This window comes from Micropruina sp. (genome assembly GCF_047602085.1).
In the GTDB taxonomy this organism is placed as follows: Bacteria; Actinomycetota; Actinomycetes; order Propionibacteriales; family Propionibacteriaceae; genus Micropruina.
In genome coordinates, this window is the sequence record NZ_JASGID010000007.1 from 509,528 (window position 1) to 535,546 (window position 26,019).

Consider the following 26,019-nt stretch of genomic DNA (forward strand, 5'->3'; position numbering starts at 1 on the left):
ACGGGGGACAGGTCGACTGGTAGCGGGGCTTCGATGCCCTTCGTCGGTTCGCTCACGGCAACAACCTAGCGGCTGACGCCTCGCAGATGCAGGCCCCGCGCCAGCTTTGGTTGGTCGAGCTTGTCGAGACCGTGGAGGTGCTGCGGTGGGGGGTTTCGACAGGCTCAACCGCCGATGGGCGTGGTGGTCAGCGTTTCTGAATGGCCGGGTCGGGCACAGCTTCGCCGATCGGCTCGTGCCCGGAGTCGTCCGGATCCTCAGGGGTGGTCGGCGAAGCAACCACCTCCGGCAGGTGGCCCAACACAGCGGCGCGCAGCACCACCACGGTCTTGGCCGGCACGGTCACGATCGAGCCGACCGCCATGGGCCGGTGCGGCAATTCATTGTCGAGCCCGGTGTGGGCCACGATCGTCCACCGTCCGGCCCAGGGCTGACCGGGCAGGGTGAGCACGATCGGGGAATCCCCGGCATGCACGAAGATCAGGAATGCGTCGTCAACGTCAGAGACGTACTGACCGAGCGTGCGGCGTCCGGAATCGTGCCAGTGCTCGATCGCCATCTCGGTGCCGTGTTCGGTGAACCAGGCCACCTCGGTGCGGCCCAGGCCGACGCCCGAATCGTCCACCACCTCGCGATGGGCGCGAAACCGCGGGTTGCGCAGCACCGGGTGTTCGGCCCGCAGCTTGAGCAGGGTTCGGGTCAGGGCCACCTGGCCGGGCCACTCGTCGGTGGTGTGCCAGTCGATCCACGAGGTGGGCGAGTCCTGGCAGTAGGCGTTGTTGTTGCCGTTCTGGGTGCGGCCCATCTCGTCGCCCGCGGTGATCATCGGCACGCCCGCGGCCAACAGCAGCGTGGCCATCATGTTGCGAGCCGTACGCTGCCGGGCGGCGTTCACCTCGGGGTCGTCGGTCTCGCCCTCGTAGCCGTGGTTCCACGACCGGTTGTCGTCGGTGCCGTCGCGGTTGCGTTCGGAGTTCGCGTCATTGTGCTTGAGGTCGTAGGTCACCACGTCGCGCAGGGTGAAGCCGTCGTGCGCGGTGACGAAGTTGATCGAGCTGGTGGCCGGACGTCCGCCGTGGTCGAAGGTGTCGGACGACCCCGACAGCCGGGTCGCCAACTCTTGAACGCCGGTGGTGGCGCCGCGCCAGAAGTCGCGGGTGAAGCCGCGAAAATGGTCGTTCCATTCCGACCAGCCCTTGCCCCAGCGTCCGACCTGGTAGCCGTAGGGGCCGAGATCCCAGGGTTCCGAGATCATCACCTTGCCGGCCAGGAGCGGGTCGGCGGCGACCTGGCGCTTGAACTCGTGGTGTTGGTCGACGTGCTGGGCCGCGTCGCGGATCAGCGTGGTGCACAGGTCGAAGCGGAAGCCGTCGACCCCCATGTCGGTTGCCCAGTAGCGCAGCGAGTCGAGCACCATTTGCAGCACTCGCGGGTTGCTGGTGTCGACGGCGTTGCCGCAGCCGGTGACGTCGTAGTCGTTGCGGTGGTCGGTGGTCAGCCGGTAGTAGCCGCCGTGGTCGATGCCCCGAAAAGACATGGTCGGGCCTTCGTGGCCGCCCTCGCCGGTGTGGTTGTAGACCACATCGAGAATCACCGCGATACCGGCTTCGTGCAGCTTGCTGACCAGGTGCTTGAACTCGGTCACCTGGCCGCCGAGAGTGCCGGCGGTGGCGCTGGCGTAGGGGGCGTGCGGAGCGAAGAAGCCCATCGTGTTGTAGCCCCAGTAGTTCACCAGGCCTCGGCCGACGATGAACGGCTCCGAGACGAAGTGGTGCACCGGCAGGAACTCAACGGCGTTGATGCCGGTGTCGACCAGGTGCCGGATGACCGCGTCGTCGGCAAACCCCGCGTAGGTACCGCGCAGCCCCTCGGGCACCTCGGGGTGACGTTGGGTGTACCCCTTGAGGTGCGTCTCGTAGATCACCATCTCGGCCAGTGGCAGCGGCCTGGTCAACGGAGTGGGCGGCGGGCTGGGTGCCACTACGACGCTGAGCGGAACGGCCCCGAAGCTGTCGGTGATGTCGCTCTCGAAATTCGAGGTGGTGGTGTGGTCGCTGATCGGGCCGCGGTAGTCGACGTACCCCGTGATGGCCCGCGCGTAGGGGTCGAGCAGCAGCTTTGCCGGGTTGAACCGCTGGCCCTCCTCGGGCTTCCAAGCACCGTGCACCCGGTAGCCGTAACGCTGGCCTGCTCCGACGCCGGGGACGAACACGGTCCAGATACCCTCGTCTGGGTTCAGGGTGAGATCGACGTTGGTCTGATTGTTGTCGTCGTCGATGAGGGAGAGCTCCACTCGCTCGGCCCGTGGCGCCCAGAGGGCGAACTGGGTGCCGTTGTCGCGAGGGTGCGCGCCCAGACGAACAGTGATGGCCGGTGCGCTGGGCACGGGCTCGGACATAGGCTGCCTTCGATCGATCGGATGTCGATGCCCTGGCCGCCGACGACTGGCTGCTCGGCGGGGCGGGGAGTACCGGTACATAGTGCCGCAAGTCTTCGCCGAAGCAAGTATTTCACCAGGTGTGGATACATTCTGGGTGGTTCGCAGGGGGCAACGAAATGCGACAGGACGGGAGCGCCGTGAACGAGCCGGTCTACCTCGACCATGCGGCCGGGGCACCCCTGCTCGAGGTCGCATATGCCGCGATGGGCGAGGTCTGGCGGTTGCCCGGCAACCCCTCGTCGCTTCACGCCGCGGGGCGCACCGCGCGCCGCCTGCTCGAAGAGAGCCGGGAATCGTTGGCGCAATGCCTGGGGGCACACCCCACGGAAGTGGTCTTCACCTCCGGTGGCACCGAGGCCAACAACCTGGCGTTGCTGGGTGCGGCGGCGGGGCGGACGGATCGGCCGCGCTTGGCGATCGGCGGCACCGAGCACCCGTCCGTCACCGGGGTGCTGGAGCGGCTGCCCGGCCGGGTGGACGTGCTTGACGTCGACACCGACGGACGGCTGTTGCCCTCGGCCCTGGAACGGATCGGCAGCCAGACCGCTTTGGTGTCGGTGATGCTGGTGAACAACGAGACCGGCGTGGTGCAGCCGCTGGAGGCCACGCTCGCGAAGGCCCGGCAGGCAGGAGCGTGGCTGCACACCGACGCCGTCCAGGCCTTCGGCCACGTGCCGCTGGACTTCGCCGCTCTGGGCGTCGACGGGCTGACCGTGACCGCGCACAAACTGGGCGGCCCGGTGGGCATCGGGGCCTTGGTGGTCAAGCGCAACCTGGCGCTGGCGGCACCGGGGTTCGGCGGGGGGCAGGAGCGCAAGCTGCGCTCCGGCACGGCGATGACGGCGCTCGCGGTCGGCTTCGCGGCGGCAGCGCGGGCCTCGGTGGCCGTTCTGACCGACGAGGCGGCACGGCTGGGGGTGTTGCGGCAGCGACTGGTCGGCGGCGTTACGGCGAGCGTGGCCGGGGTGGTCGTGAACGGCACCGCGCCGGTCAGCCCGGCGATCGTCAACATCACTTTCACCGGGTGCCGGGCTGATGACCTGCTGCTGATGCTGGACGCCGCCGGGCTGGACTGCTCGACGGGGTCTGCCTGCACCGCGGGCGTCCATCAGCCCAGTGAGGTGCTGCTGGCCATGGGGCGCAGTGAGGCGGACGCGTCGGCGTCGTTGCGCTTCTCGTTCGGCCCCGGCACCGACGACTCGGCGGTCGAACGGCTGCTGAATGTGCTGCCCGAAGCGGTGGCCAGGGCCCGTGCCGCGGCCTAGATGACCAAGTCCCAGGGGGTGTTAGTGGTCGTAGGCGACCAGGTTTCTTCTGGCTAGGGAGTTTGCTTGGTGGTTGTGCCAGATGGCGGTCGTGAGGGCGAGGATGCGTTGCGCGACCCGGGCGGCGACACCGGCTGGGGTGCGTCCGCCGTGGGCTTCGAGGTCGAGTTGGCCTTTCAACGTGTCGTTGACCGATTCGATGATTTGGCGCAGTGGTTTGAAGAACCGCTGCCCGGGTCGGGGCTTCTCTCCTTTACGGGCCGGGCGGAGCAGATCAATCCCGACCTCGGTCAGTCCGGTTTCGAACTCGCGGCCGCTGTAACCCTTGTCCGCGATGATGATCTGGCGTCGCCGGGTGGGCCGGTCCTGCAACGCCGCAGTGGAATCGAGCAGGTGCTCCACCACGTCACGTTCGTTGGCTTTCGCGCCGGTCAACGCCCACGCCAACGGCAATCCGTGCAGGGTGCACACCAGATGCAACCTGAGCCCCCAAAAGTAACGGGAATGGGACGCGCAATAGCCGTACTCGGCCCATCCGGCCAAGTCAGAGCGTTTCGCGGTCTCCCGAGACCGGCCACACTCCACCGGGGTGGAGTCCACCACCCACACATCATCACTCGCGACCGGCACATGTCGGGCCAGCTCGGCAGCGAGCCACGCCATGGTGCCGTTCAGCTTCCGCAACCGCTTGTTGTAGCCGGACTGACGCGGCAGATACGGAAACATCGGCCTCAGATGCCGGTGGGCGTACCGCAACCAGCGGGCCTCCGAGGTGTAACCCAGGAACGCCTGCATCACCGCCAACACGATCAGCTCAGCATCACTGATCCGCTCCACGAACCCGACCTCCGGCCGGGCAGGAACCTGTTCGGGGTGAGCCTTCAACAGATCATCAGCAGTCACGTAGAGTGCAGTCGCGAGGGTGTCCAGATCGGTGTCCATCAAAGCCTCCAGAGCTTGACATGGGTTAGCAACACCGACTCTGCGACACCCTCCCCTTCAACCCCCAGACGCCACACCGACCTTGGACTTACTCATCTAGGGAAGCGCTGGTCGAGCTTGTCGAGACGCCTTGCCGCAGCGTGACGGCCGAGGTCTCGACGAGCTCGACCAGCAGTGGCCAGGGCCCGTGCGGCGGCCTAGCCTCGGCGCAGTCTTGATCCAGTGTTTGTAGAATCACCCGGTGCGTGTTCTGGCAGCCATGTCTGGCGGCGTCGACTCAGCGGTGGCGGCCGCGCGAATGGTCGACGCCGGACACGACGTCACCGGCGTCCATCTCGCCCTGTCGAAGAACCCACAGACGTATCGGTCCGGGGCTCGCGGCTGCTGCTCGCTGGAAGACTCCCATGACGCCCGGCGTGCCGCCGATGTGCTGGGCATTCCGTTCTACGTGTGGGACTTCTCCGACCGGTTCGCCGCCGACGTGGTCGACGACTTCCTCGCCGAGTACGCCGCGGGACGGACGCCGAACCCGTGCCTGCGCTGCAACGAGAAGATCAAATTCGCCGCCGTGCTGGAGCGGGGGATCGCGCTCGGTTTCGACGCCATCGCCACGGGTCACTACGCAGTGCTGCGTGAGGTGGACGGCCGCACCCAGCTGTGGCGCTCCGCCGAGGCCGCCAAGGACCAGAGCTACGTGCTCGGGGTGCTCGATCAGCGCCAGTTGAGCCGCTGCCTGTTCCCGCTCGGCCACGACACCGCCAAGGCCGACGTCCGGGCCGAGGCGGCCGGCCCGTGGGCTGTATCTCGCCAAGAAGCCGGACAGCCACGACATCTGCTTCATTCCCTCCGGCGACACCGCCGGTTTCCTGAACCGGCACCTGGGCACCGCCGAGGGCGAGTTCGTGGACAACACCGGCGAGGTAGTCGGCGCGCACACCGGCAGCCACCAGTTCACCGTCGGACAGCGCCGTGGATTGCGCCTGGGCGTCCCGGCTGCGGACGGCCGACCCCGGTACGTGCTCGGCATCGAGCCGGCCGGGAACCGGGTGGTGGTCGGTCCGCACGAGGCACTGGCGGTCGGCGTGATCGACGGCATCCGGCCGAGCTGGGCCGAGCAGCCGGCCTACGGCCCGTGGCGCGGAGTGGTCCAGGTGCGGGCCCACGGTGAACCGCTACCAGCCACCATCGACGGCCGTCCGGACGGCATCACCGTCACCCTGGACACCCCCGCGCACGGCATCGCCCCTGGTCAGGCCGTGGTCTGCTACGACGGCAACCGCGTCGTCGGCTCGGCCACCATCGCCTCCAGCGACTCGGCCCCGACCTCCCCGGCCCTGGGCTCGTCGGCGTCCCGCTCACCGACGCCGCATTCATCGACCGTGCCTTCATCGACGGGGCGCTGATGGTCGGCTTCACCGGTGTCGGCTCCCTGCCCGGCACCGACTATCCGGCGGCCGTCCGACTGGTGATGGACGTCCTCGGTTCCGACGGGGGCATCCCGCACCTGCCGGAGCTTCCGGCTCGAGGCCCGTGGGCGTCCATGATCGGACGCGGCACCGCGGTCCTGACCGGACTGCCGACCGAGCTGGCGGCAGGGGAGTGGCGGCTCAGCGACCATCCGGGGATCGATCAGCGACGCGCCCAAGCCACGCTGCGCGACGACCTGGACCGGTTCGAAGAGGACGCCCACGACTACACCGGCACGGTCAAGGTGCAGGTGGTCGGCCCGTGGACGCTGGCTTCGTCCCTGTTCCTCCCGCTCGGCGGACGAGTGTTGGGTGATCGTGCCGCACGTCGGGACCTGGCTCAGTCGCTTGCGGACGGGGTGGGTGAGCTACTGGCCCAGCTGGGTCGGCGCCTGCCGTCGGCGACGCTTCTGCTGCAGGTGGACGAGCCGTCCCTGCCTGCGGTCCTCAACGGCGCGGTACCCACCGAGGGCGGGTACTTCCGGCACCGGTCGGTGCATCCACCCGAGATCGCCGAAGCACTCCGCCCGCTCGCCGAGGCGACCGCGTCGAGCGTGCTGCATTGCTGCGCGCCCAGCCTTCCGGTCGATCTGGCTGGGGCGTCCGGCTTCGGTGCGGCGTCGGTCGACCAGGACCTGACCGCCGACCTCGACGGCATCGCCCAGACCGTGGATGGCGGGTTGCGGCTGTATCTCGGCTGCCTGCCGACCTCAGGACCGGTGCGCGACTGGCGCCCGGACGACCTCGTCCGACGGGTGCTGCGGCTGTTGCAGCCGCTTGAGCTGGGCCCGGTGTTGGCCGACCGGCTGGTGCTGACCCCGGCGTGCGGATTGGCCGGCTTCACCACGCGGCAGGCCTCAGGCGCACTGGCTGCGCTGCGCAGGGCGTCCGGACTGGTGGACGAAGCCCTGCGCCAGTGAGGAAGTGCTGATCCTGGCAGCCACCGGTGGTTGAGCTATGTCGAAACCCCTTGCCAGTACTGCTTCGACCAAGGTCTCGACAAGCTCGACCAACGAAAAGTCAGCGCTTCGCAGGTGCGGGGCACCTGCCCCAGACCATCCGGATAGCCGGGGGTGAGCCGGAGCGCCACCAACAGGCCAGCCTGCCGTGAGCGAACGTGGGGATGGACCCGCGCAGCGATTATCGTTGAACGCATGATCATCTGGCGTGGTTGGGGCATTCTGGCGATCCTGATCGGTGGTGCGGCAGCGGGGTTGGGCGCCGCGATGTCGATGGGAAACCGGGCCCTGACTCCGATCTTCGTCGGCTTGATGCTGATCGCCGGTGGTGTGGCTACCTGGTTCCTCGGCAACAACCTCAACCTGAAACGTCCGGTGGCCGAGTTCGACGGCTGGTATGCCCGTCGCCGCGAGGAGGTCGCCGCCCAGGTGCGCGGCGGTGCCTACAACAACGTGCCCGACCCGCAGCGCCCCGGCCAGCTGGCCGACCCGTGGGCGGTCGGTGAGTACGTACTGAATCAAGAGAGTGCGAAGGTACGAGCCGCCCTCACCAACCGGCATTCACTGTTCTTCGTGCCGCTGCAGTACCTGGGCTTCGTGATGGGCGGCATCGGTATCGTGGTGATGGTCGCCGGCGCCTTCCGCTGAGGGCCGGGCCGGCGGCGAAGCCCGGACAGGAACGTCACACCTCCCAGTCGGACGAGTAGGTGCGCGCTCGCAGCAGCTGAGCACGCTCAACGTGCATACGCAGCGTCTTCTCCAGCCGGCAACCGCGATCGTCCGAGAGTTGGTCGTCCACTCAATCGCGGCCCGCGACGTAGGGGAGTGCTGATCAATGCGCCTACCGCTTGGTTGATCGTGTCGAAACCCCTAGTCAGGGCACTCAGTTTGAGGTCTCGACAAGCTCGACCGGCGAAAAATCACCGCTTCGGTAGCCGATCGGAACTGTCGGGCCCGGGGGATAGATTTCCACCGTGATCGCAGACGACATCCGTGCCCGGCATGCCGCGTTGGCTCAAGAGATCGAAGAGCACCGCTTCCGGTACTACATCACCGACGCACCGACGGTCAGCGACGGCGACTTCGACGTCCTGATGCGTGAGCTCGAGGCGATCGAGGACGCGCACCCCGAGCTGCGGACGCCGGACTCGCCGACCCAGAAGGTGGGCGGGGCGCCCTCCGCGACGTTCGCACCGGTCACCCACCTGCGGCCGCTGATGAGCCTCGACAACGTGTTCTCGCACGAGGAGTTCGAGAAGTGGGCCGCCCGAGCAACCAAAGAACTGACGGTCACCGCGTGGCTGTGCGAGTTGAAGATCGACGGGCTCGCGCTCGACCTGGTCTACCGGGGCGGACGGTTGGTTTCGGCTGCCACCCGCGGCGACGGCCGGGTCGGTGAGGACGTCACCGCCAACGTGCGCACCATCGCGTCCATCCCGGCCCAGCTGTCCGGCAATGTGCCCGAGGTGGTCGAGGTGCGCGGCGAGGTGTTCATGCGACCCGACGACTTCGCACGGCTCAACGACGGGCTGGTGGCGGCCGGCAAGGCGCCGTTCGCCAACCCGCGCAACTCGGCAGCCGGCTCGCTGCGGCAGAAGGACGCCCGGGTGACGGCGTCCCGCAATCTTCAGTTTCTCTGTCACGGGCTCGGCGAGGTCGCCGGCCTGACCATTGACAGCCAGTCACACGGCTACGAACTGCTGGCGGCGTGGGGTCTGCCGACCTCGAGCCACTACCGGGTGGTGCCGACGATCGCGGACGCCTGGGCCTACATCGAGCACTACGGCGAGAACCGCCACGGTGTCGAACACGAGATCGACGGCGTGGTGATCAAGGTCGACGACCGCGCCCAGCAGGACGAGTTGGGCAGCACCTCGCGAGCCCCGCGCTGGGCGATCGCCTACAAGTACCCGCCCGAAGAGGTCACCACCAAGCTGCTGGAGATCAGGGTGAACACCGGACGCACCGGCCGGGTCACCCCGTATGCGGTGATGGAGCCGGTGTTCGTGTCAGGCTCCACCGTCGAGCAGGCGACCCTGCACAACGCGTCCGAGGTGAAGCGCAAGGGCGTCCTGATCGGCGACAGCGTGGTGCTGCGCAAGGCCGGCGACGTGATCCCCGAAGTGGTCGGGCCTGTGGTCGCCCTACGCGACGGCACCGAGACCGAGTGGGTGATGCCGACGCACTGCCCCGCGTGCGGCAGCGAACTCGCCCCTGAGAAGGAGGGGGACGCCGACCTGCGCTGCCCCAACACGCGTTCCTGCCCGGCGCAGCTGCGTGAGCGGCTGTTCCACCTGGCCTCCAGGCAGGGCCTCGACATCGAGGTGCTGGGTTGGCAGGCCGCCGATGCGCTGCTGTCCGCTGGGCTGCTCATCGACGAGGGCGACCTGTTCACCCTGGACGCCGAGAAGCTCGTGACGGTACCGATGTTCACCCGTGGCCCGAGCAAGGGTGAGGATCCGCAGGGCCGGTACCTCTCCGCGAACGGTGAGAAGCTGCTGGCCAACCTCGCCGACGCCAAGAGTCGGCCGTTCGCGCGGTTCCTGGTGGCGCTGTCAATTCGGCACATCGGCAAGGGAGTGGCACCTGATGTGGCGGCCGGCCTTCCCCGAGCATCGAGGCGCTGCGGACGGCGTCCGAGGATGAGTTGGCGGCCGTCGAGGGAATCGGTCCCACTCTGGTGGCGGCGATCCGTGACTGGTTCACGGTCGAGTGGCACACCGAGATCGTCCGCAAATGGCAGGAGGCGGGCTGCGAACTCTACGACGAGCAGGCCGAGAGCAGCGACGAACAGCCGCAGACCCTTGCCGGGCTGTCCGTGGTGGTGACCGGGTCCATCCCCGGCTACACCCGCGACAGTGCCGCCGAGGCGATCACGTCGCGGGGTGGGCGCTCCGCCGCGTCGGTGTCGGGCAAGACTGACTTCGTGGTCGTCGGCGAGAACGCCGGCAGCAAGTACGACAAGGCGGTCGCGCTGAAGCGTCCGATTCTCGACGCGGACGGGTTCGAGGCTCTGCTCAGGCAAGGGCCCGAGGCGGCCTTGGCGATGGCCCGAGACTCGTGAACACGTCGCACGCCCGGTATCGCCGGCCTTCGATGGCGGCCGGAGTGTGGCAGGGCACTGTTCCCCGGGCTTGCCGAAGGTCGACTCGAAGTGCCGAGGTTGCTGGTCGAGGGGTTCAGCGACGCCGAGTTCAGCGTCAGACCGACGGCCGGCCTCGGCCGCGGTAACGGGCCAGCCGATCGAGGCTGGAACCCGGCTGGTTAGACTGGCCCACGTGGAGGGCCTGAACAGCAAGCTGAACCTGAACGCGGGCGCGCCGCCGCGGGTGTGGCCCAAGCTGGGCGAATGGGGGCCGGTGAATGTGCCGTCCACCCGGCAGAAGAAGCGCATGCGCTGGTTTGTCGGGCTCGGCTTCTTCGCCGTCGCCGCGGTGCTGTTTCTGTACGGCTGGTACATCTTCACCATGATGAGCGGGGCTAGCTGAGCCTTCGCCGCTCGAGTCAGGGAGACGCCCACCAACGCGCCAACCGCTGGTTGAGCGTGTCGAAATCTGTTGTGACGGCGGTGGGTGTGGGGTCTCGACAGGCTCGACCAGCGTTTGATGGGGGCTGGTTGAGCGTGTCGAAACCTGTTGTGACGGCGGTGCGTGTGGGGGTCTCGACAAGCTCGACCAGCGTTTGATGGGGGCTGGTTGAGCGTGTCGAAATCTGTTGGCAGAGCGGAATATGACGAGGTCTCGACAGGCTCGACCAGCAAAATTCGGCGTTTCCGAAGCGGCAGCGAGGCTCAGTTCGCCAGCGCCGCCAGATGCCGCAGTCGGGCCAGTTCCGACTTGATGAACGGCGGGCCGCCCTTGCGGGCAAGCACCAACGCCCTGCCCTGTTTGAGCGGTGCGGTGGCGATCAGCAGTTCGGGCCAGCCGGGCAGCCATTCGTCGGGCAACTCGGCGATCCGGGCCTGGTCGAGCCGACCCAGCGCGTCCAACGGAAGGGCGTCGACAGCGGGCGCCATGCCGGTGCGGGCCAGAATGCGGCCGTCCGACTGTGCGACCTGCGCGGCCCAGTTCACCCGAAAGACCGCCGGGGCCGATTCGGTGAGAATCTCTTCGGCACGTTCGGGGTTGGCGGTCATGTCGTCGAGCACCGCCATGTCGGCCTGCAAGCCCCAGCCCTCGGGGTAGTGCGAGAACCACAGCACCTCGACCCCCTCGATGCTCGTGCATGACGTGATCAACGCGTCCGGAAGGGTGCCGAGCGGCACCTCGACCATGAAGTCGTCGACGGCGAAGCCTTCGTACTTCTCCACGATCTCGACGGCCTGAATGTCAGCACCGGCCGTGCCCAGAGCGCTCGCCACGGCGCCCAGCGATCCGGGCCGGTCGGGCAGTGCTACGCGCAACAGAAACACCGCTTCAGTCTGTCGCACATTTGTTACAGGTGCTCGCATTGCACCCGGCGTCCGGGCGAGTCGTGGCGACGGCTTAAGATGGGCGGTCGAACGAGAGCGAGGTGCACCGGTGGCCCTGACCACTAGCGATGTGGCACGACTGGCGGCCCTGGCGAGAATTGCTTTGTCGCCCGAGGAATCAGCGAAACTGGCACCGCAACTCGACGTGATCCTCGAGGCGGTCGCGCAGGTCACCGAGGTGGCCGGCGACGATGTGCCACCCATGTCGCACGCCCTGCCGCTCACCAACGTGTTCCGGGCCGACGAAGTTCGGCCGTCCCTGCCGGTCGAGGCGGTACTCGCCACCGCGCCAGCGGTCGAGGACGACCGGTTTCGGGTGCCCCGCATTCTGGGGGAGGGGCAGTGAGCGAACTGCAGCGCAGCACGGCGGCCGAGCTGGCCGGGCTGATCGGGTCCGGTCAGGCGAGTTCGCGTGAGATCACCCAGGCCCATCTCGACCGCATCGAAGCGGTGGACGGCGATGTCCGGGCCTTTCTGCACGTCGACGGTGAGCGTGCCCTGGCCGCTGCCGACGCAGTGGACGCGCGGCGAGCCGCGGGCGAAGCGTTGGGCCCGCTGGCCGGTGTGCCGCTGGCGGTCAAGGACGTGTTCTGCCTCACCGGAGCACCGACCACTGCCGGCTCGCGGATTCTCGAGGGCTGGCATCCGCCCTATAACGCCACCGTGACCCAGCGGGTGCTCGACGCCGGTCTGGTGGTGCTGGGCAAGACCAACCTCGACGAGTTCGCGATGGGCTCCTCGACCGAGAACTCCGGTTACTTCGCCACTCACAACCCGTGGGATCTGGAGCGCATCCCCGGTGGCTCGGGGGGCGGGTCGGCGGCTGCCCTGGCCGCGTTCGAGGCACCGCTGGCACTGGGCACCGACACCGGGGGCTCGATTCGGCAGCCGGCCGCGGTCACCGGAACGGTCGGGGTGAAACCCACCTACGGTGGCACGTCCCGCTACGGCGTGATCGCGATGGCCTCGAGCCTCGACCAGCCCGGGCCGTGCGGACGCACGGTGCTCGACACCGCACTGCTGCACGCGGTGATCGCCGGCTGGGACCCGAGGGATTCGACCTCGATCGACGCCCCCGTGCCGGACGTCGTCGCGGCCGCCCGGGCCGCGGACGTGTCGGGCATGAAGCTGGGCGTGGTGAAGGAACTGTCCGGTGAGGGGTACGCGCCGGGAGTCGAGCAGCGGTTCGGCGCAGCCCTCGCCGCGCTGGCCGAGGCGGGCGCCGAGATCGTGGAGGTGTCGTGCCCCAACTTCCGCTACGCGCTGGGCGCCTACTACTTGATCATGCCCAGTGAGGTGAGCTCGAACCTGGCCCGGTTCGACGCCATGCGTTACGGCCTACGGGTCGGCGACGACGGCACGGCCGGCGCCGAGCAGGTGATGGCGCTGACCCGCGACGCCGGCTTCGGCGCTGAGGTGAAGCGGCGCATCATCATCGGCACCTATGCGCTGTCGTCGGGCTATTACGACGCCTACTACGGCTCGGCGCAGAAGGCTCGCACGCTGATCGCCCGCGACTTCGAGCGCGCCTTCTCAACCGTCGACGTGCTGGTGTCGCCATCCACCCCCAGCACCGCGTTTCGCATCGGTGAGCGCACCGACGACCCGCTGGCCATGTATGCCGCCGACCTGTGCACCATCCCGTCCAATATGGCGGGCAACGCAGCCGGCTCGTTCCCGTGCGGGCTGTCCCCCGAGGACGGGTTGCCGGTCGGCTTTCAAGTGATGGCACCGGTGCTGGCCGACGACCGGGTGTACCGGGTGGGCGCGGCGCTCGAGCACGCGCTGGCCGGCCAGTTTGGCGGCGTGCTCACCGACCAGTTGTGGGCCCGTGAGCACGGTGCCGCACAGAACGGGGGAGCCCGATGAGTCTGCTGCCCTACGACGAGGTGCTGGCCGGCTATGAGCCGGCGCTCGGCCTTGAGGTGCACGTCGAGCTGAACACGGCCTCGAAGATGTTCTGTGGCTGTTCCACCGCGTTCGGCGCCGCCCCCAACACCCAGACCTGCCCGGTGTGCCTCGGCCTGCCCGGTTCGCTGCCGGTGCTGAACGCCAAGGCCGTCGAGTCGGTGATCCGCATCGGCCTGGCGCTGAACTGCTCGATCGCGCCGTGGTGCCGGTTCGCCCGCAAGAACTACTTCTACCCCGACATGCCGAAGAATTTTCAGACCTCGCAGTACGACGAGCCGATCTGCTTCGACGGCCATCTTGACGTCGACGTCGACGGGGTCGGCTACCGGGTCGAGATCGAACGGGTGCACATGGAGGAGGACGCCGGCAAGCTCACCCACGTGGGCGGTGCCACCGGCCGGATTCAAGGCGCGGACTACTCGCTGCTCGACTACAACCGGGCCGGCGTGCCGCTGATGGAGATCGTGACCAAGCCGGTGCTAGGCACGGGGGCGGCTGCTCCCCAGGTGGCACGGGCCTACCTCACCCAGTTGCGCGAGTTGCTGCGCGCCCTGGGCGTCTCGGATGTGCGCATGGAACAGGGTTCGCTGCGCTGTGACGCCAACGTGTCACTGGCCCCCCGGGGGGCGGACGTGCTCGGCACCCGCACCGAGACCAAGAACGTCAACTCGCTGCGCTCGGTCGAGCGGGCGCTGACCTATGAGATTCAGCGGCAGGGCGCGGTGCTCGCTTCGGGCGGCCGCGTGCTGCAAGAGACGCGGCACTGGCACGAGGACGCCGGCAGCACCTCGCCGGGGCGGTCGAAGGAGCAGGCGGAGGACTACCGCTACTTTCCCGAGCCCGACCTGGTGCCGATCGCGCCGTCGCCCGAGTGGGTGGAGCAGTTGCGGGTCACCCTGCCCGAACCGCCCGAGCAGCGTCGACGCCGGCTGGTGGCCGCGTGGGGCTTCACCGAACTCGAACTGCGCGACGTGCTGGGCACAGGGTCCCTCGACCTGATCGCCGAGACCGTGGCGGCAGGCGCAGCCCCGGCGGCGGCGCGCAAGTGGTGGTCGGGTGAGCTGGCCCGGCGAGCCAATGCCGCCGGGGTCGAACTCGACGAGGTCGGCATCACCCCTGCTCAGGTGGTCGAACTCCAAGGCCTGATCGACGCCGGCACGATCAACGACAAGCTGGCCCGGCAGGTGATCGACGGCGTGCTGGCAGGCGAGGGCGCGCCAGGCGAGGTAGTCGAAGCCCGCGGGCTCGCGGTGGTCTCGGACGACGGCGCACTCACTCAGGCGGTCGATGCCGCGATCGCTGCGAACCCTGAGGTCGCCCAGCGGATCAGGGACGGCAAGGTGCAGGCCGCCGGTGCGCTGATCGGGCAGGTGATGAAGGCGATGCGCGGCCAGGCCGATGCCGCCCGGGTACGCGAACTCATCCTGGATCGGCTGACCTGACGCTTCGATGGTTGGGCTGGTCACCTGCCGGGACGCGACGGCGACGTCACCGACGTCCTGGCCGATGTGACCGGCCTGCTGCCCGCGCTGGCGGTCTGGTGAGTTCGCCTCTCCGATTGTGCTGGTTGGTTGGTCTCGTTTCGAGAAGCTCAACCAGCGCTGGTTGCGTCGATCAGTACTTCCCCGGGTAGTCCCGGTGCCTGCGTGGCTCAGATCAGCCGCGCGTTCAGCACCCCGTCGATCGCCTTGATGCTGTCCAGCAGGTCGGTCGGCACCACACCCTCGACGTCCACCAGCGTGTAGGCCAGCTCACCGCGCGATTTGTTCAGCAGGTCGGAGATGTTCAGCCCGGCCCCGGCCAGCATGGTCGAGATCTGGCCCACCATGTTCGGCACGTTGCTGTTGCTGATCGCCAGCCGGCGGGTCGTCGCACCGCGCGGCAGCCGGGCGTCTGGAAAGTTTACCGAGTTCTGAATGGTGCCGTCCTCGAGGTACCAGCGCAGTTCGTCGGCGGCCATCCGGGCGCAGTTCTCTTCGGCCTCGTTGGTCGAGGCGCCCAGGTGCGGCAACGTGACGACCCGGGGCCGCTTGTTCAGCGTCGGAGTGGGGAAGTCGCAGACGTAGCCGCGAATCTGGTTGCTCTCCAGCGCGTGCAGCAGGCTGGGCTCGTCGACGATCGGGCCTCGGGCGAAATTGAGCAGCACCGCCGACGACTTCATCGCGGCGAACTGCTCGGCGCCGATCAGGCCCTTGGTGCCCGCAACCAGCGGCACGTGCAGCGTGACGATATCGGAGCGCTTCAGTAGCTCGTTCAGGTCGGTGACGTGCTCGACCTGCGACGACAGTGCCCAGGCGTGCTGAACGGTGATGCCCGGGTCGTAGCCGAGCACGTTCATGCCCAGCGACAACGCCACGTTGGCCACCTCGACGCCGATCGCACCCAGGCCGATCACGCCCAGGGTGCGGCCAGGCAGTTCGAAGCCGACGTAGTTCTTCTTGCCGGCCTCGACCATCTTGTCCATCGTGGCGTGGTCGCCCTCAAGCCGGTGGGCGAACGCGGCGGCGTCCACGATGTTGCGGGCGGCCAGGAACAACCCGGCCACCACCAGCTCCTTCACCGCGTTGGCGTTGGCGCCCGGCGTGTTGAACACCGGCACGCCGAGCTTGCTGAACTCGGCGATCGGAATGTTGTTGGTGCCGGCTCCGGCCCGGGCCACCGCCAGCACCGACGGTTCGATGGGCTGGTTGTGCAGGCTAGCCGAGCGCACCAGCAGGGCGTCCGGAGCGGTGACATCGTGACCGACGATGTAGCGGTCGCCGGGCAGCCTCGAGAGGCCGACCTGACTGATGGCGTTCAGGGTACGAATGCGAAAAGGCATGGTTGTGGTGAGCGTCAGCCGTTGGTGCGCTCGAACTCCTTCATGAAGTCGACGAGTGCCAGGACACCCTCCAGGGGCATGGCGTTGTAGATGCTAGCCCGCATACCACCGACGCTTCGGTGGCCGGCCAGGTTGGTGAGACCGGCCTGAGCGGCCTGGGCGACGAAGGTCTTCTCCAGCTCGGGCTTGGCGACCAGGAACGGCACGTTCATCCACGACCGGCTGTCGGGCTGCACCGGGTTGGAGTAGAAGTCCGAGGAGTCGATGAAGCCGTACAGCGCGTCGGCCTTCGCCTGATTGCGCTGCGCCATTGCGGGCAGTCCGCCCTGAGCCTGCACCCACTCGTAGACCAGGCCGAGCAGGTACCAGCCGAAGGTCGGCGGGGTGTTCAGCATCGAGCCGTTGGCGGCCATCTTGGCGTAGTTCCACACCGCCGGGGTGCTGGGCCGGGCGCGCTCCAGCAGGTCGTCGCGGACGATCACCACGCACATCCCCGACGGCCCCATGTTCTTCTGGGCGCCGGCGTAGATCAGCCCGAACTTCGACACGTCGATCGGACGGGACAGGATCGTCGAGCTCAGGTCGGCGACCAGCGGGACGTCGCCGGCGTCCGGGACGTAGCCGAACTCGACGCCGCGGATGGTCTCGTTCGGCGTGTAGTGCAGGTAGGCGGCGTCCGCGTTCACCTGGAATGAGCCCTCGGCGGGCACGCGGATGTAGTTGTCCGGCTTCTCGTCGGCGATCACCCGGGCGGTGACGTACTTGTTGGCCTCGGCGATCGCCTTGGCCGACCAGTCGCCGGTGTTCACGTAGTCGGCGGCTGCGCCGTCCGCAGCGAGGTTGAAGGGGACGGCAGCGAACTGCCCGAACGCACCGCCCTGCAGGAACAGCACCTTGTAGTTGTCCGGAATGCCCATGACGGCGCGCAGGGTGGCTTCGGCGTGCTCGGCGCAGGCAATGAACTCCTTGCTGCGGTGCGACACCTCCATCACCGACATCCCGGAGCCGTCCCAGTCGAGCAGCTCGTCCTTAGCCCGCTGCAGAACGGGCTCGGGAAGCATGGCGGGGCCGGCAGAGAAGTTGTAGACGCGCATGAGTCGATTCTTTCAGCGTTGCGCGCCCGGCTTCGCCAGTCCGCCGTTTTCGGTCAGGCCCGGACGGCTGCCCGTCGGCGGCCCTGGCACACTGGGCCGGTGCCCACCCGGTCGAATCCCGTCACACGTCACGTCGGATGCGCGGGCGTCCGCGCGGGCGCGCCGTCCGGCCCGCGATGGCTACGGATCGCTCTGGTCGTTGCGCTGGTGTTGGCGCTCATCGCCCACCTGTACGGGTTGTACACACCGGGTGAGCCGGGGGCTTCGGAATGGTTCCCGAACTCGGACAAGGTGCTGCACTTCTTCGGCTTCGCCGCGCCCACCTTGCTGGCGATGCTGGTGGTCCGGCATTGGTGGCCGGCCCTGGTGTTCGCCGCCCACGCGGTGATCAGTGAACTCGTCCAAGCCTGGCTGCTGCCGGGTCGCGACGGTGATATTTGGGACGTGGCCGCCGACGTGTCCGGCGTAGTGGTGGCGACCGCGGCATGGCTTGCGTGGGTCCTGGGCCGGCCTCCGGATGGCACGAAGAAGTAGTCCCTCACCCATCCGGGTCCGAGTTCTGAAGTCACGCCAGGTCGCCTGCCCACCCCCGATATCAGATCTGCCGCCTTTGGGTTGCGCGCCGTGCTGGTGTTCTGGTTTGATTCTCGCGTCACCGTTGACGCGTGTGGCGGGTAGATTTGTTTGCCTCGCACCCCCTGTGAGTTCGTGCTCATCCCTTTTGTGTTGGTTGGTTGGTCTGCATCGGCGCGTCGTGGGATTTGAGTTGTCGAGCTGCGGGGGTTTTCTGGTTATGCGCAAGCGCGCGATTGTTTTGTCTGTGTTTCTGGCTTTGGTTGCGACTATTTTCGGTTCTGGTGTTGCGAATGCGGATCCGACGCCGACTCCGTCGCCGAAACCGGCGGCTGGTTTGTTGAGTGAGTCGGATGCGATGCGGCAGGCGTGAGGTTGACCCCGTAACCCGGACACCGTCTTGGCGGGTTCCCTTGTCGGAGACCGCCGGAGAGGATGTCCTTGATGGGAACTTCGAAGAAGCGGAAGAGTTACACCCCGGAGTATCGGCGTGAGGCTGCGCATCTGGTGATCGACACCGGCCGCACGATCGCGGCGGTCGCGGCCGAGATCAACGTGGGTGCGCAGCTGTTGGGCCGTTGGGTCCAGGCCGAGCGGGACCGGATCGGTGCGCCGCCGGAGGCGCCGTTGGACGTGTCGGAGCGGGCCGAGCTGGAACGGCTGCGGCACGAGAACACCGAACTGCGGATGGACAACGAGTTCCTGGGAAAAGCCGCAGCCTTCTTCGCGGCGAAGAACACTCCCGGCAGGAGTGCTTCGAGGTGATCGACGCGGAGAAGGCGAACTACACGATCAGCCGGATGTGCCGGCTGCTCGGGGTTGACCGGCGCCGCTACTACGAGTGGTGCAAGCGTCGTCGCGGCGGCCCGACTCGCGCCGAGCAGCGGCGGGCCGAGCTGACCGGCAAGATCGTCGAGTTCCACAAGGCTTCCGATCACACGTATGGGGCGCCGAGGATCCGCGCCGACTTGCAGGAGGCTGGGGAGACGGTGTCGCGCAAGACGGTCGCGAAGCTCATGCGGCAAGCCAAGATAGCCGGGATCAGTCCCCGGACCTGGCATCCGCCGACCACGGTGCCCGGCCCGAACCCCGACCCGGCACCGGACCTGGTCAAGCGCCACTTCGACAAGGGACACCGCGATGTCGCCTGGTTCTCCGATATCACCTACCTGTCCACTGGTGAGGGCTGGGCCTACCTGTGCGCGGTCCGTGACGGCCACACCCGCCGGGTCCTGGGCCGTGTCATCGCCGACCACCTGCGGGCCGATCTCGTCGAGGACGCGCTGCGTCAGGCCGTCGCTCTGCGCGGTGAGCTGCCCGGGAAGGTGATCTTCCACGCCGATAGGGGCTGTCAGTACACCAGCCAGCAGATCGCCGAGGTGGCCGGCCAGCTCGACCTGCTGCGCTCGATGGGACGCACCGGGGTGTGCTGGGACAACGCAGCAGCCGAGTCGTTCTGGTCGACGCTGAAGAACGAGTACTACCACCGGCACGTGTTCGCCACGATCGTCGAGGCCCGCCGCGGCGTCTATGCCTGGATCGACGGGTTCTACAACGCCCGCCGGCGCCACTCCAAGACCGGCTACCTCAGCCCACTACAGTACGAACACCACCTGGCCCGACAGACCGACCAGCCGGCCCTCCAGGCCGCCTGACCAAACAACCACCTGTCCGGATTTTGGGGTCAACCTCAGGCGAAGGAATCGGGTAGCCCGGTTGAGGTTTCCGCGTTGACCGATGAGCGGACGTTGGTGACGGCGGATCCGGCGACGGGTCGGTTCACTGCTGATCTATCGGCGGGTGTGGCTCGGGTGCGGGTTCCCAAGGGCGGCTGGCGTGAGCCTTCGGCCGGGATTGGCCTACTTGCATGCGGAATTATGCAGGCGGGGGCCTATGTGGTGCGAACCCATCAGCACATGTCTCAGCACGGTGGAGTCAGTTGGGCGACCGCGCGGAGGCACTGGCGGCGCTACGCCGGTGACGCGATATCCACGGTGGCAGGGCTAGGGCTTGGTGGTGCTCTGCGGTACGCGAAGTCCGGCAAGATCGGGTGGCGCAACAACTTCCGTGGCCGGACCCGATACACCCAGGCCTATCGGAACTTCACCGGTTCGCGCGGTTCACGGCCCTCCTACTGGCGGAGTCCTCGCCTGGCGTGGCGCTCTGGAATTCAGGGCCGTGGGTTTCGCTGGGTCACTGACGGATACGTGCGCGCCGGGACGATCACATCCACCTACTACCGAGTCCGACAAATGCGATGACAGCAGCGACGTAATGCTCAGCTGGATTTCCAGCCACAAGCTCTCGGGATGGCACTACGGCGGCTGGGGCTGGGCAATATTCCTGATCTGCACACTATTCATCTACTTCGCAAACTGCATGCCAGACGGATGTGGCACCAACTCCCCATGGTATAGCCTACCCATGACAATCACATTTCTTGGACTCTGGCTGTCTGATTGTCGCAATCGGATAACGATTTGGAATGATCGTGGTGTTCGTATTCCGTTTGGTAAGGTGTTGGCGTGGTCGGATGTGAAGCGCATCTTGGTGGAGGAAGTCTCATTTGGCCCGATGCCCAGCCTGGGCATCACGTTCATCAAGCGAACGGTTCCGGAGTTCCCGGTGAAACGAGTTGTGTTCGCCGGCTTGCTTGGCTTCAACCGCAAGCGTCTGCTGCGCATCGCGGCTGAGTTCGAGAAGCTGAGGGCACAGCACAATGCTGACTGAGCCACAACCAGGCGGCATCGCGGATCAGGCTTGGTTTGGACGACATCCTCGAATGTGCTGGGCAGGGTGGTGAACGAGAAGACGAGCCCGGTGGGCGTCGGTTTCGCACCGACCGTTGCGATCCCGTCCTCGGATTTGAGTTACGGCTATGTCGGGGCGGGGCGTCTCACCTCGGTCAACGATGTGCGGAATGGTCAGTGCACGGTTCGGCTCTACGGTTTCGACAGCCACGGCAACCGCACCAGCCACACCAGCCGGCACCTGGTAGCGGGGGAGCGTGCGCGACCAGCGGTGGCACCACGGTGACCCGGGCTTTCGATGCCGCCGATCGGCCCACGACGGGCGGCAACGGTGCCGGCAGCTACAGCTATGACGAGCTTGGTCGGCAGACTGGCCTGCCTGCCGCCCATACGACATGATCTCGACCAGGTTCAGCAAGGACCGCAAGCTCACCAGCACTACGACCACGAACCTGACCGGTTCGCAGGCCGTTCCCGCGGTCACCACCGGGTATGACGACGCCACTGGCCATGTGACGGGCACCACATCGACCGCAGGGAACACGGCGACGACCTTCGATGACTGGGGTCGGCAACTCACTTACACCAATACGGTCGGCGCCATCACTGACACCGCCACCACCAGCTACGACACGGTTGGCCGGGTCGCCGGCCTCGCCGACGCGCAGGGCGAAACGAGATACACCTACGACGGCACCAATGCCGACAACCAGCAGGAACGACGTGGCTTGGTCACTATGGTCGAGACCCGGCTCAACGGTGGCGCCTGGTACTCCTCCACCGCCGCCCATGATCAAGGTGGAGCACTCATCACTGAAGGGCTGCCGGGACGGGTCATTCGCCGTATCCAGTTCGACGTGACCGGGACGCCCACCGGGGTCATGGTCAACGGAACGGTGGGGGGAATCGCTGACCAGTCCTGGTTCGGCTGGACGACCGCCAGCAATACCCTTGGTCAGGTGGTGAACGAGAAAGCAACCGCGTTCGGGGCCGGCTTCTCACCCACCGTGGCCATCCCGGCCTCCGACCTCAGCTACGGCTACGACCGCGCCAGTCGCCTGACCTCTGTCAGCGACACCCGTGCCGGTCAATGTTCCGTCCGGCTCTACGGGTTCGACAGCCACGGCAACCGCACCAGCCAAACCAGCCGCAACCCCGGCAGCGGCGGGGCCTGCGCAACCAGCGGCGGCACCACCCAAACCCGGGCCTTCGATGCGGCCGACCGACCCACCACCGGAGCCAACGGCACCGGCAGCTACACCTACGACCCGCTCGGCCGGCAAACCAGCATGCCCGCCGCCGACACCCCAAATACGGCCAACAAGACCATCACCCTCGACTACTACGACACGGACGCGTCCTGGAAGATCACCCAGGACGGCACCACCACCGCGTTCAGTCTCGACGGTGCGGGGCGCCGTTGGACCCAGAACGTCAGCGCCGGCGGTGTGACGAGCCAAACGTTGCAACGGCACTACACCGACGGTGACGACAACCCCACCTGGACCGACGACACCCGCGGCGGTGTCACTACCACGACCCGGTATGCCGAACTCGGCTCCGGGAACCTCGGCCTCACCCTCACCACCACCGCGGGCGTCACCAAGGCCGAGCTAGCGATCTCCGGGCTGCGTGGCGACATCGCCAGCATCATCACCATCCCGACCGGATCGGAAGCCCACGACGGAACAGCAGTCACCACCACCGACACGTGGACCGACTTCGACGAATACGGCCAACCCAAACAAGCAGTCACCCACAACCCCGCTAGTCTGTTTCCAGTATCTCTCGAGTTGCGGCATGATGACTCTGATCTCAGAGGTGGCAAATACTGAGGCTCAGAAGTTGGGGGGAAAGCATGGCAAAGGAATTCAGAATGCCGTCCGACACTTCATGTGTCAGGCGATGATTGCAGCGTTTGTGGGGCGTGGTGCGGCACGCGCTATTGGAGATGCGCATGAGAGAGGTGGGGGTGATTGGGGTTCGAAAGCTTCAAAAAGTGACCTTTACAACAATAGCATAGCAAGGAACTACGGGGTTTCTCATCAGAACACCTTGTTAGCGATTGCTAGGCGCAATCGTCACATGTCCGTGCATGCACGGATGCGGCAGGTGGCCAGCTATCTGCGCGCAATTGGCTCGGTCAAGTGGCGTCTCGGAGTGCTGAAATGAGTCGCCAGATCGTTGGATTTACGGCCGCAGTGATGTGTGTTGGCCTGACCATGTTGGCGGGCTGTTCCTTGATCGGAGAAGGGCGTGAGCGAGGCTGTGATGGTCAGGAGAAGACGGCGCTCCTGCAGGGGGCGGATGAGTTAGCGCGACGAGTTCCGGGAGTTGTATTGACTGGATATGTCGGCTGTGACAGCGGCGATAGCGCCTATGTCGAGTGGACCCACCCATCCTTCGCAAAGCTCAAGCAGGAAGTCTTGGCGCTGGATTGCACGCATGTTCCTGAGGCGACATCAGATCAAACTGGTGGGCTGGACTGTCTGTGGGCCGGTCAGTTGTTCGGCGTTCGCTACTCCGAAATGTCCGACAAGACGGTGCGGGGAAGTGTCGACCTTGGCTTCGAGTAGGCCGGACGGGCTTGCGCAGAGCGGTCTCGGGAATGTCACCGCACTCCGTCAACCGGTGGCGCGTGCCCTGACCTACTGCGCCGACCTGACCAGCGACGGAGGTTGCCCCGATTGGCTTCAGCGGCGCGCTTCCTCGACAGCCGATTCCAGCCCGACGTAGCGGACGTCGGCCGCGGCCCGGCGTCCGAAGGCGTAGAGCAGCAGTTCGCTCGGTTCGCCGATGACGGTGACCACGCGATTGCCGGAGCCTGCCCGGACGACGCGCTCGGGGCGTCCGGACCATTCCAGGGCGAGCGCGACCGGGGGACGGCGCAGCATGAGCTTGCCGACGCGGGCCAGTTGTGACCATGCCCAGGACTGGAACTCGTCGTCACGGGCCGGTTCGGGCAGGTCGTTGGCGCGCCGGACGTCCATGCCGTGGATCAGGAACTCGGTCGAGTTGGCCACCGCGTCCACGGCCGGAATCGCGAACAGTGATCCGCTCGGCGGGCCCTGACGCAGCTTTTCCACCACTTCGGCATAGTCGCTGCTCTTCAACTCAGCCACCCGGGCCTCGTAGCGGCCGGCGAACGCCGGAATGACGGCCCCGATCGCGTTGGTCACCTCACCGTCGCGGATGATCAGGTGGGCGAGCAGATCGTTGGCCGCCCAGCCCTCGCACAGGGTGGGCGCCTCAGGCGCCACCGCCAGCAGGGCGTCGCAGGTGTGGGCCCGTTCGACCCGGGCTCGCTCGTTCACGGCTGGCATTCGCTCAGACTAATGCGTGTCTGCGTAGGTGCTGAGTGGCCCTACGCAGCTTGGGCCCCAGGGCAGATCACCCGAAGGCCCTGACACAATGACCGCGTGAGTCTCGACCCCGCCGTCGCCGCACGGCTCAAGCGCAACGCCGACCAACTGGTGCCCGCCGTCGTCCAGGACGCCACGTCGCGCGAGGTGCTGATGCTGGCCTGGATGGACGACGAAGCGCTGGCCCGCACCCTGGCCACCCGGCGCGGCACCTACTGGTCGCGCAGCCGCAATGAGTACTGGGTGAAGGGCGAGACGTCCGGCCACGTCCAGCACGTCCTGCAGGTGTCGCTGGACTGCGACGGCGACACCCTGCTGGTGTTGGTCGACCAGACCGGTCCGGCCTGCCACACCGGCACGACAAGCTGTTTCACCGACCGTACCCTGTTGAGCGAGGAGGGCCGATGACCAGCCTGCCCGTCACCCCCGACCTGGGCGAGTTTCTCGACCTGGCCCGTACACGCCGGGTCATTTCGGTCTACACCCGGCTGCTCGCCGACGACCTGACCGCGGTCGGGCTGTACCACCGGCTGTGCGGCGACCGCGACCACACTTTCCTGCTCGAGTCGGCTGACAACGGCATGTGGTCGCGCTGGTCGTTCGTCGGCGTCCACTCGGTGGCGACGCTGACCGAGTCCGGCGGCGAGGCACGCTGGACCGGACGCCCCCTCGAAGGTCTGCCGACCGGCGGTGACCCGTTGCAGGTGCTCGCCGAGACCCTGCAGATCCTGCACACCCCGGCCGACGAGAACCTGCCGCCGCTGACGTCCGGGATGGTCGGCTACCTGGCCTACGACGTCGTCCGGCGCCTCGAGGTGCTGCCGGACGGCAACCCGGATGACCTGAACCTGCCCGAGTTGGTGATGATGATGGTCAGCGACATGGCCATCTTGGACCACCACACCGGCGAGGTGTGGCTGCTGGCCAACGCGTTCAACTTCGACGATTCGCCCGAACGCGTCGAGTTGGCCTGGAGCGATGCCCGCGACCGGGTGCAGGCAATGGCAGGGGAGTTGACCCGGCCATCGGTTCCGCTGGTCGCCGTGCGCGACGAGGCCGCCGAGGCCCCCACGGTGCTTCGCCAGCGCACCCCGGAGCAGTACATGGCGGCCGTCGAGGCGGCGGTGGAAGAGATCAAGGCCGGCGAGGCGTTCCAGATCGTGCCCAGCCAGCGCTTCGACCTGGCCACCGACGCCGACCCGCTCGACATCTACCGCATCCTGCGGCGAACGAACCCCAGCCCCTACCTGTACCTGCTGCGGTTGCCCGGGCTTGCCGTGGTCGGCTCCAGCCCCGAGGCACTGGTCACGGTACAGAATGGACGTGCCGAGACCCACCCGATCGCCGGCTCTCGGCCGCGCGGACGCACCGTCGCGCAGGACGCCGCGCTCAAGGCTGAACTGCTCGCCGACCCCAAGGAGCGCGCCGAACACCTGATGCTGGTCGACCTGGGACGCAACGACCTGGGCAGGGTCTGCGAGCCTGGCACCGTCGAGGTGGTCGAGTTCATGAAGGTGCGCCGCTACAGCCACATCATGCATCTGGAGGCCGCGGTGGTGGGCCGGCTGGCGCCCGGTCGCAGTGCCCTCGACGTTACCTTGTCGTGCTTTCCGGCCGGCACCCTGTCAGGGGCACCCAAGGTGCGGGCGATGCAGATCATCGACGAACTGGAGGTGGCCCGGCGTGGCCTGTACGGCGGCGGGGTGGGCTACTTCGACTTCGCCGGAAACTCCGATGTCGCGATCGCGATTCGCACCGCGGTGGTGCAGAACGGCGTCGCCCATGTGCAGGCCGGAGCGGGCATCGTGGCCGATTCGGTGCCCGCCAACGAAGAGCAGGAGGTGCAGCACAAGGCGGCTGCCGTGCTCCGCGCCATCGAGGGTGCGCACCGGCTGCGCCGGGTGAACGGGGCCTGAACCGTGCGCGTTGGGGCATCGGTTCTACTCTGGGCGGGCTCTGCGGTGG

The 26,019-nt window shown here is 67.3% G+C and carries 21 protein-coding genes and 2 pseudogenes; 17 read left to right on the forward strand and 6 right to left on the reverse strand.

Translation table 11 applies throughout. From position 1 onward, the window contains the following. Positions 1 to 187 precede the first annotated feature (187 nt). Positions 188 to 2,398 carry a glycogen debranching protein GlgX gene (gene glgX / locus QM721_RS14840; protein WP_415123350.1) on the reverse strand — a complete coding sequence of 737 codons (2,211 nt, stop codon included), beginning with the start codon at positions 2,396 to 2,398 and terminating at the stop codon, positions 188 to 190. 179 nt (positions 2,399 to 2,577) lie between these two features. Between glgX and QM721_RS14845 the strand changes: the two genes are divergently transcribed. Then, on the forward strand, positions 2,578 to 3,705 hold the full coding sequence (locus tag QM721_RS14845) for a cysteine desulfurase family protein (protein ID WP_415123352.1): 1,128 nt from the start codon (positions 2,578 to 2,580) through the stop codon (positions 3,703 to 3,705). 21 nt (positions 3,706 to 3,726) lie between these two features. On the opposite strand, the gene QM721_RS14850 is transcribed toward QM721_RS14845, so the two are convergent. Further along, a complete protein-coding gene (locus tag QM721_RS14850) occupies positions 3,727 to 4,647 on the reverse strand; it encodes an IS982 family transposase (protein WP_415123354.1) in 921 nt (306 codons plus the stop codon). A 259-nt stretch (positions 4,648 to 4,906) separates the two neighbouring features. Here QM721_RS14850 and mnmA point away from each other — a divergent pair. From mnmA to QM721_RS14875, 5 genes and pseudogenes are all read left to right on the forward strand, one after another. Then, positions 4,907 to 6,050, forward strand: a pseudogene (gene mnmA, locus QM721_RS14855) (tRNA 2-thiouridine(34) synthase MnmA). Then, a complete protein-coding gene (locus QM721_RS14860; protein ID WP_415123356.1) occupies positions 6,050 to 7,033 on the forward strand; it encodes a methionine synthase in 984 nt (327 codons plus the stop codon). The pseudogene mnmA and the gene QM721_RS14860 overlap by 1 nt, the downstream one beginning before the upstream one ends. A 234-nt stretch (positions 7,034 to 7,267) precedes the next feature. Continuing rightward, positions 7,268 to 7,720 (forward strand): hypothetical protein, encoded by a 453-nt coding sequence (locus tag QM721_RS14865; RefSeq protein ID WP_415123358.1) that lies wholly within the window; start codon positions 7,268 to 7,270, stop codon positions 7,718 to 7,720. A 317-nt stretch (positions 7,721 to 8,037) separates the two neighbouring features. Beyond that, positions 8,038 to 10,136, forward strand: a pseudogene (ligA, locus tag QM721_RS14870) (NAD-dependent DNA ligase LigA). A 214-nt stretch (positions 10,137 to 10,350) separates the two neighbouring features. Further along, a complete protein-coding gene (locus QM721_RS14875; protein WP_415123360.1) occupies positions 10,351 to 10,560 on the forward strand; it encodes a hypothetical protein in 210 nt (69 codons plus the stop codon). A gap of 302 nt (positions 10,561 to 10,862) precedes the next feature. Here the strand turns inward: QM721_RS14875 and QM721_RS14880 are convergent, their stop codons facing one another. Further along, entirely contained in the window at positions 10,863 to 11,483 is a 621-nt protein-coding gene (locus tag QM721_RS14880) for an amino acid-binding protein (protein ID WP_415123362.1), read from the reverse strand. 109 nt (positions 11,484 to 11,592) lie between these two features. Here QM721_RS14880 and gatC point away from each other — a divergent pair, with 109 nt between their 5' ends. Genes gatC through gatB form a run of 3 tightly spaced genes read left to right on the forward strand, consistent with a single transcriptional unit; the run spans position 11,593 to position 14,896 of the window. Then, positions 11,593 to 11,889, forward strand: a complete 297-nt coding sequence (gatC, locus tag QM721_RS14885) for an Asp-tRNA(Asn)/Glu-tRNA(Gln) amidotransferase subunit GatC (RefSeq protein ID WP_415123364.1) — start codon at positions 11,593 to 11,595, stop codon at positions 11,887 to 11,889. Further along, entirely contained in the window at positions 11,886 to 13,412 is a 1,527-nt protein-coding gene (gene gatA / locus QM721_RS14890; protein ID WP_415123366.1) for an Asp-tRNA(Asn)/Glu-tRNA(Gln) amidotransferase subunit GatA, read from the forward strand. The genes gatC and gatA overlap by 4 nt, the downstream gene beginning before the upstream one ends. Next, positions 13,409 to 14,896: an Asp-tRNA(Asn)/Glu-tRNA(Gln) amidotransferase subunit GatB gene (gatB, locus tag QM721_RS14895; protein ID WP_415123368.1), complete on the forward strand. Its 1,488-nt coding sequence runs from the start codon at positions 13,409 to 13,411 to the stop codon at positions 14,894 to 14,896. Before gatA ends, gatB begins: the two co-directional genes overlap by 4 nt. Before the next feature lie 209 nt (positions 14,897 to 15,105). Here the strand turns inward: gatB and QM721_RS14900 are convergent, their stop codons facing one another. After that, positions 15,106 to 16,275 (reverse strand): phosphoglycerate dehydrogenase, encoded by a 1,170-nt coding sequence (locus QM721_RS14900; protein WP_415123370.1) that lies wholly within the window; start codon positions 16,273 to 16,275, stop codon positions 15,106 to 15,108. A gap of 14 nt (positions 16,276 to 16,289) precedes the next feature. Further along, the gene (serC, locus tag QM721_RS14905) at positions 16,290 to 17,369 is read right to left on the reverse strand and encodes a 3-phosphoserine/phosphohydroxythreonine transaminase (protein WP_415123372.1); all 1,080 of its coding nucleotides are present in this window, start codon (positions 17,367 to 17,369) and stop codon (positions 16,290 to 16,292) included. Between the two features lie 99 nt (positions 17,370 to 17,468). On the opposite strand from serC, the gene QM721_RS14910 reads away from it, so the two are divergent. The 6 genes from QM721_RS14910 to QM721_RS14935 all read left to right on the forward strand — a co-directional run bounded on the left by QM721_RS14910 (position 17,469) and on the right by QM721_RS14935 (position 23,268). Then, the gene (locus QM721_RS14910) at positions 17,469 to 17,903 is read left to right on the forward strand and encodes a hypothetical protein (RefSeq protein ID WP_415123374.1); all 435 of its coding nucleotides are present in this window, start codon (positions 17,469 to 17,471) and stop codon (positions 17,901 to 17,903) included. Between the two features lie 480 nt (positions 17,904 to 18,383). Continuing rightward, a protein-coding gene (locus QM721_RS14915; protein ID WP_415123376.1) for an IS3 family transposase occupies positions 18,384 to 19,597 on the forward strand; the annotation gives its coding sequence in 2 pieces (ribosomal slippage) (positions 18,384 to 18,656 and positions 18,659 to 19,597; 1,212 coding nt in all). A gap of 769 nt (positions 19,598 to 20,366) precedes the next feature. Continuing rightward, positions 20,367 to 20,672 (forward strand): hypothetical protein, encoded by a 306-nt coding sequence (locus tag QM721_RS14920; RefSeq protein ID WP_415123378.1) that lies wholly within the window; start codon positions 20,367 to 20,369, stop codon positions 20,670 to 20,672. A 415-nt stretch (positions 20,673 to 21,087) separates the two neighbouring features. Continuing rightward, positions 21,088 to 22,527: a hypothetical protein gene (locus QM721_RS14925; RefSeq protein ID WP_415123380.1), complete on the forward strand. Its 1,440-nt coding sequence runs from the start codon at positions 21,088 to 21,090 to the stop codon at positions 22,525 to 22,527. Next, a complete protein-coding gene (locus QM721_RS14930) occupies positions 22,493 to 22,864 on the forward strand; it encodes a DUF6973 domain-containing protein (protein WP_415123382.1) in 372 nt (123 codons plus the stop codon). The genes QM721_RS14925 and QM721_RS14930 overlap by 35 nt, the downstream gene beginning before the upstream one ends. Continuing rightward, a complete protein-coding gene (locus QM721_RS14935; RefSeq protein ID WP_415123384.1) occupies positions 22,861 to 23,268 on the forward strand; it encodes a hypothetical protein in 408 nt (135 codons plus the stop codon). Before QM721_RS14930 ends, QM721_RS14935 begins: the two co-directional genes overlap by 4 nt. A gap of 117 nt (positions 23,269 to 23,385) precedes the next feature. Here the strand turns inward: QM721_RS14935 and QM721_RS14940 are convergent, their stop codons facing one another. Continuing rightward, complete coding sequence (locus QM721_RS14940) at positions 23,386 to 24,015, reverse strand: TIGR03085 family metal-binding protein (protein ID WP_415123386.1); 630 nt, start codon at positions 24,013 to 24,015, stop codon at positions 23,386 to 23,388. 96 nt (positions 24,016 to 24,111) lie between these two features. On the opposite strand from QM721_RS14940, the gene hisI reads away from it, so the two are divergent. Both hisI and QM721_RS14950 read left to right on the forward strand, forming a co-directional pair. After that, complete coding sequence (gene hisI / locus QM721_RS14945) at positions 24,112 to 24,462, forward strand: phosphoribosyl-AMP cyclohydrolase (protein ID WP_415123388.1); 351 nt, start codon at positions 24,112 to 24,114, stop codon at positions 24,460 to 24,462. Beyond that, positions 24,459 to 25,970, forward strand: a complete 1,512-nt coding sequence (locus QM721_RS14950; protein WP_415123390.1) for an anthranilate synthase component I — start codon at positions 24,459 to 24,461, stop codon at positions 25,968 to 25,970. Before hisI ends, QM721_RS14950 begins: the two co-directional genes overlap by 4 nt. Positions 25,971 to 26,019 lie beyond the last annotated feature (49 nt).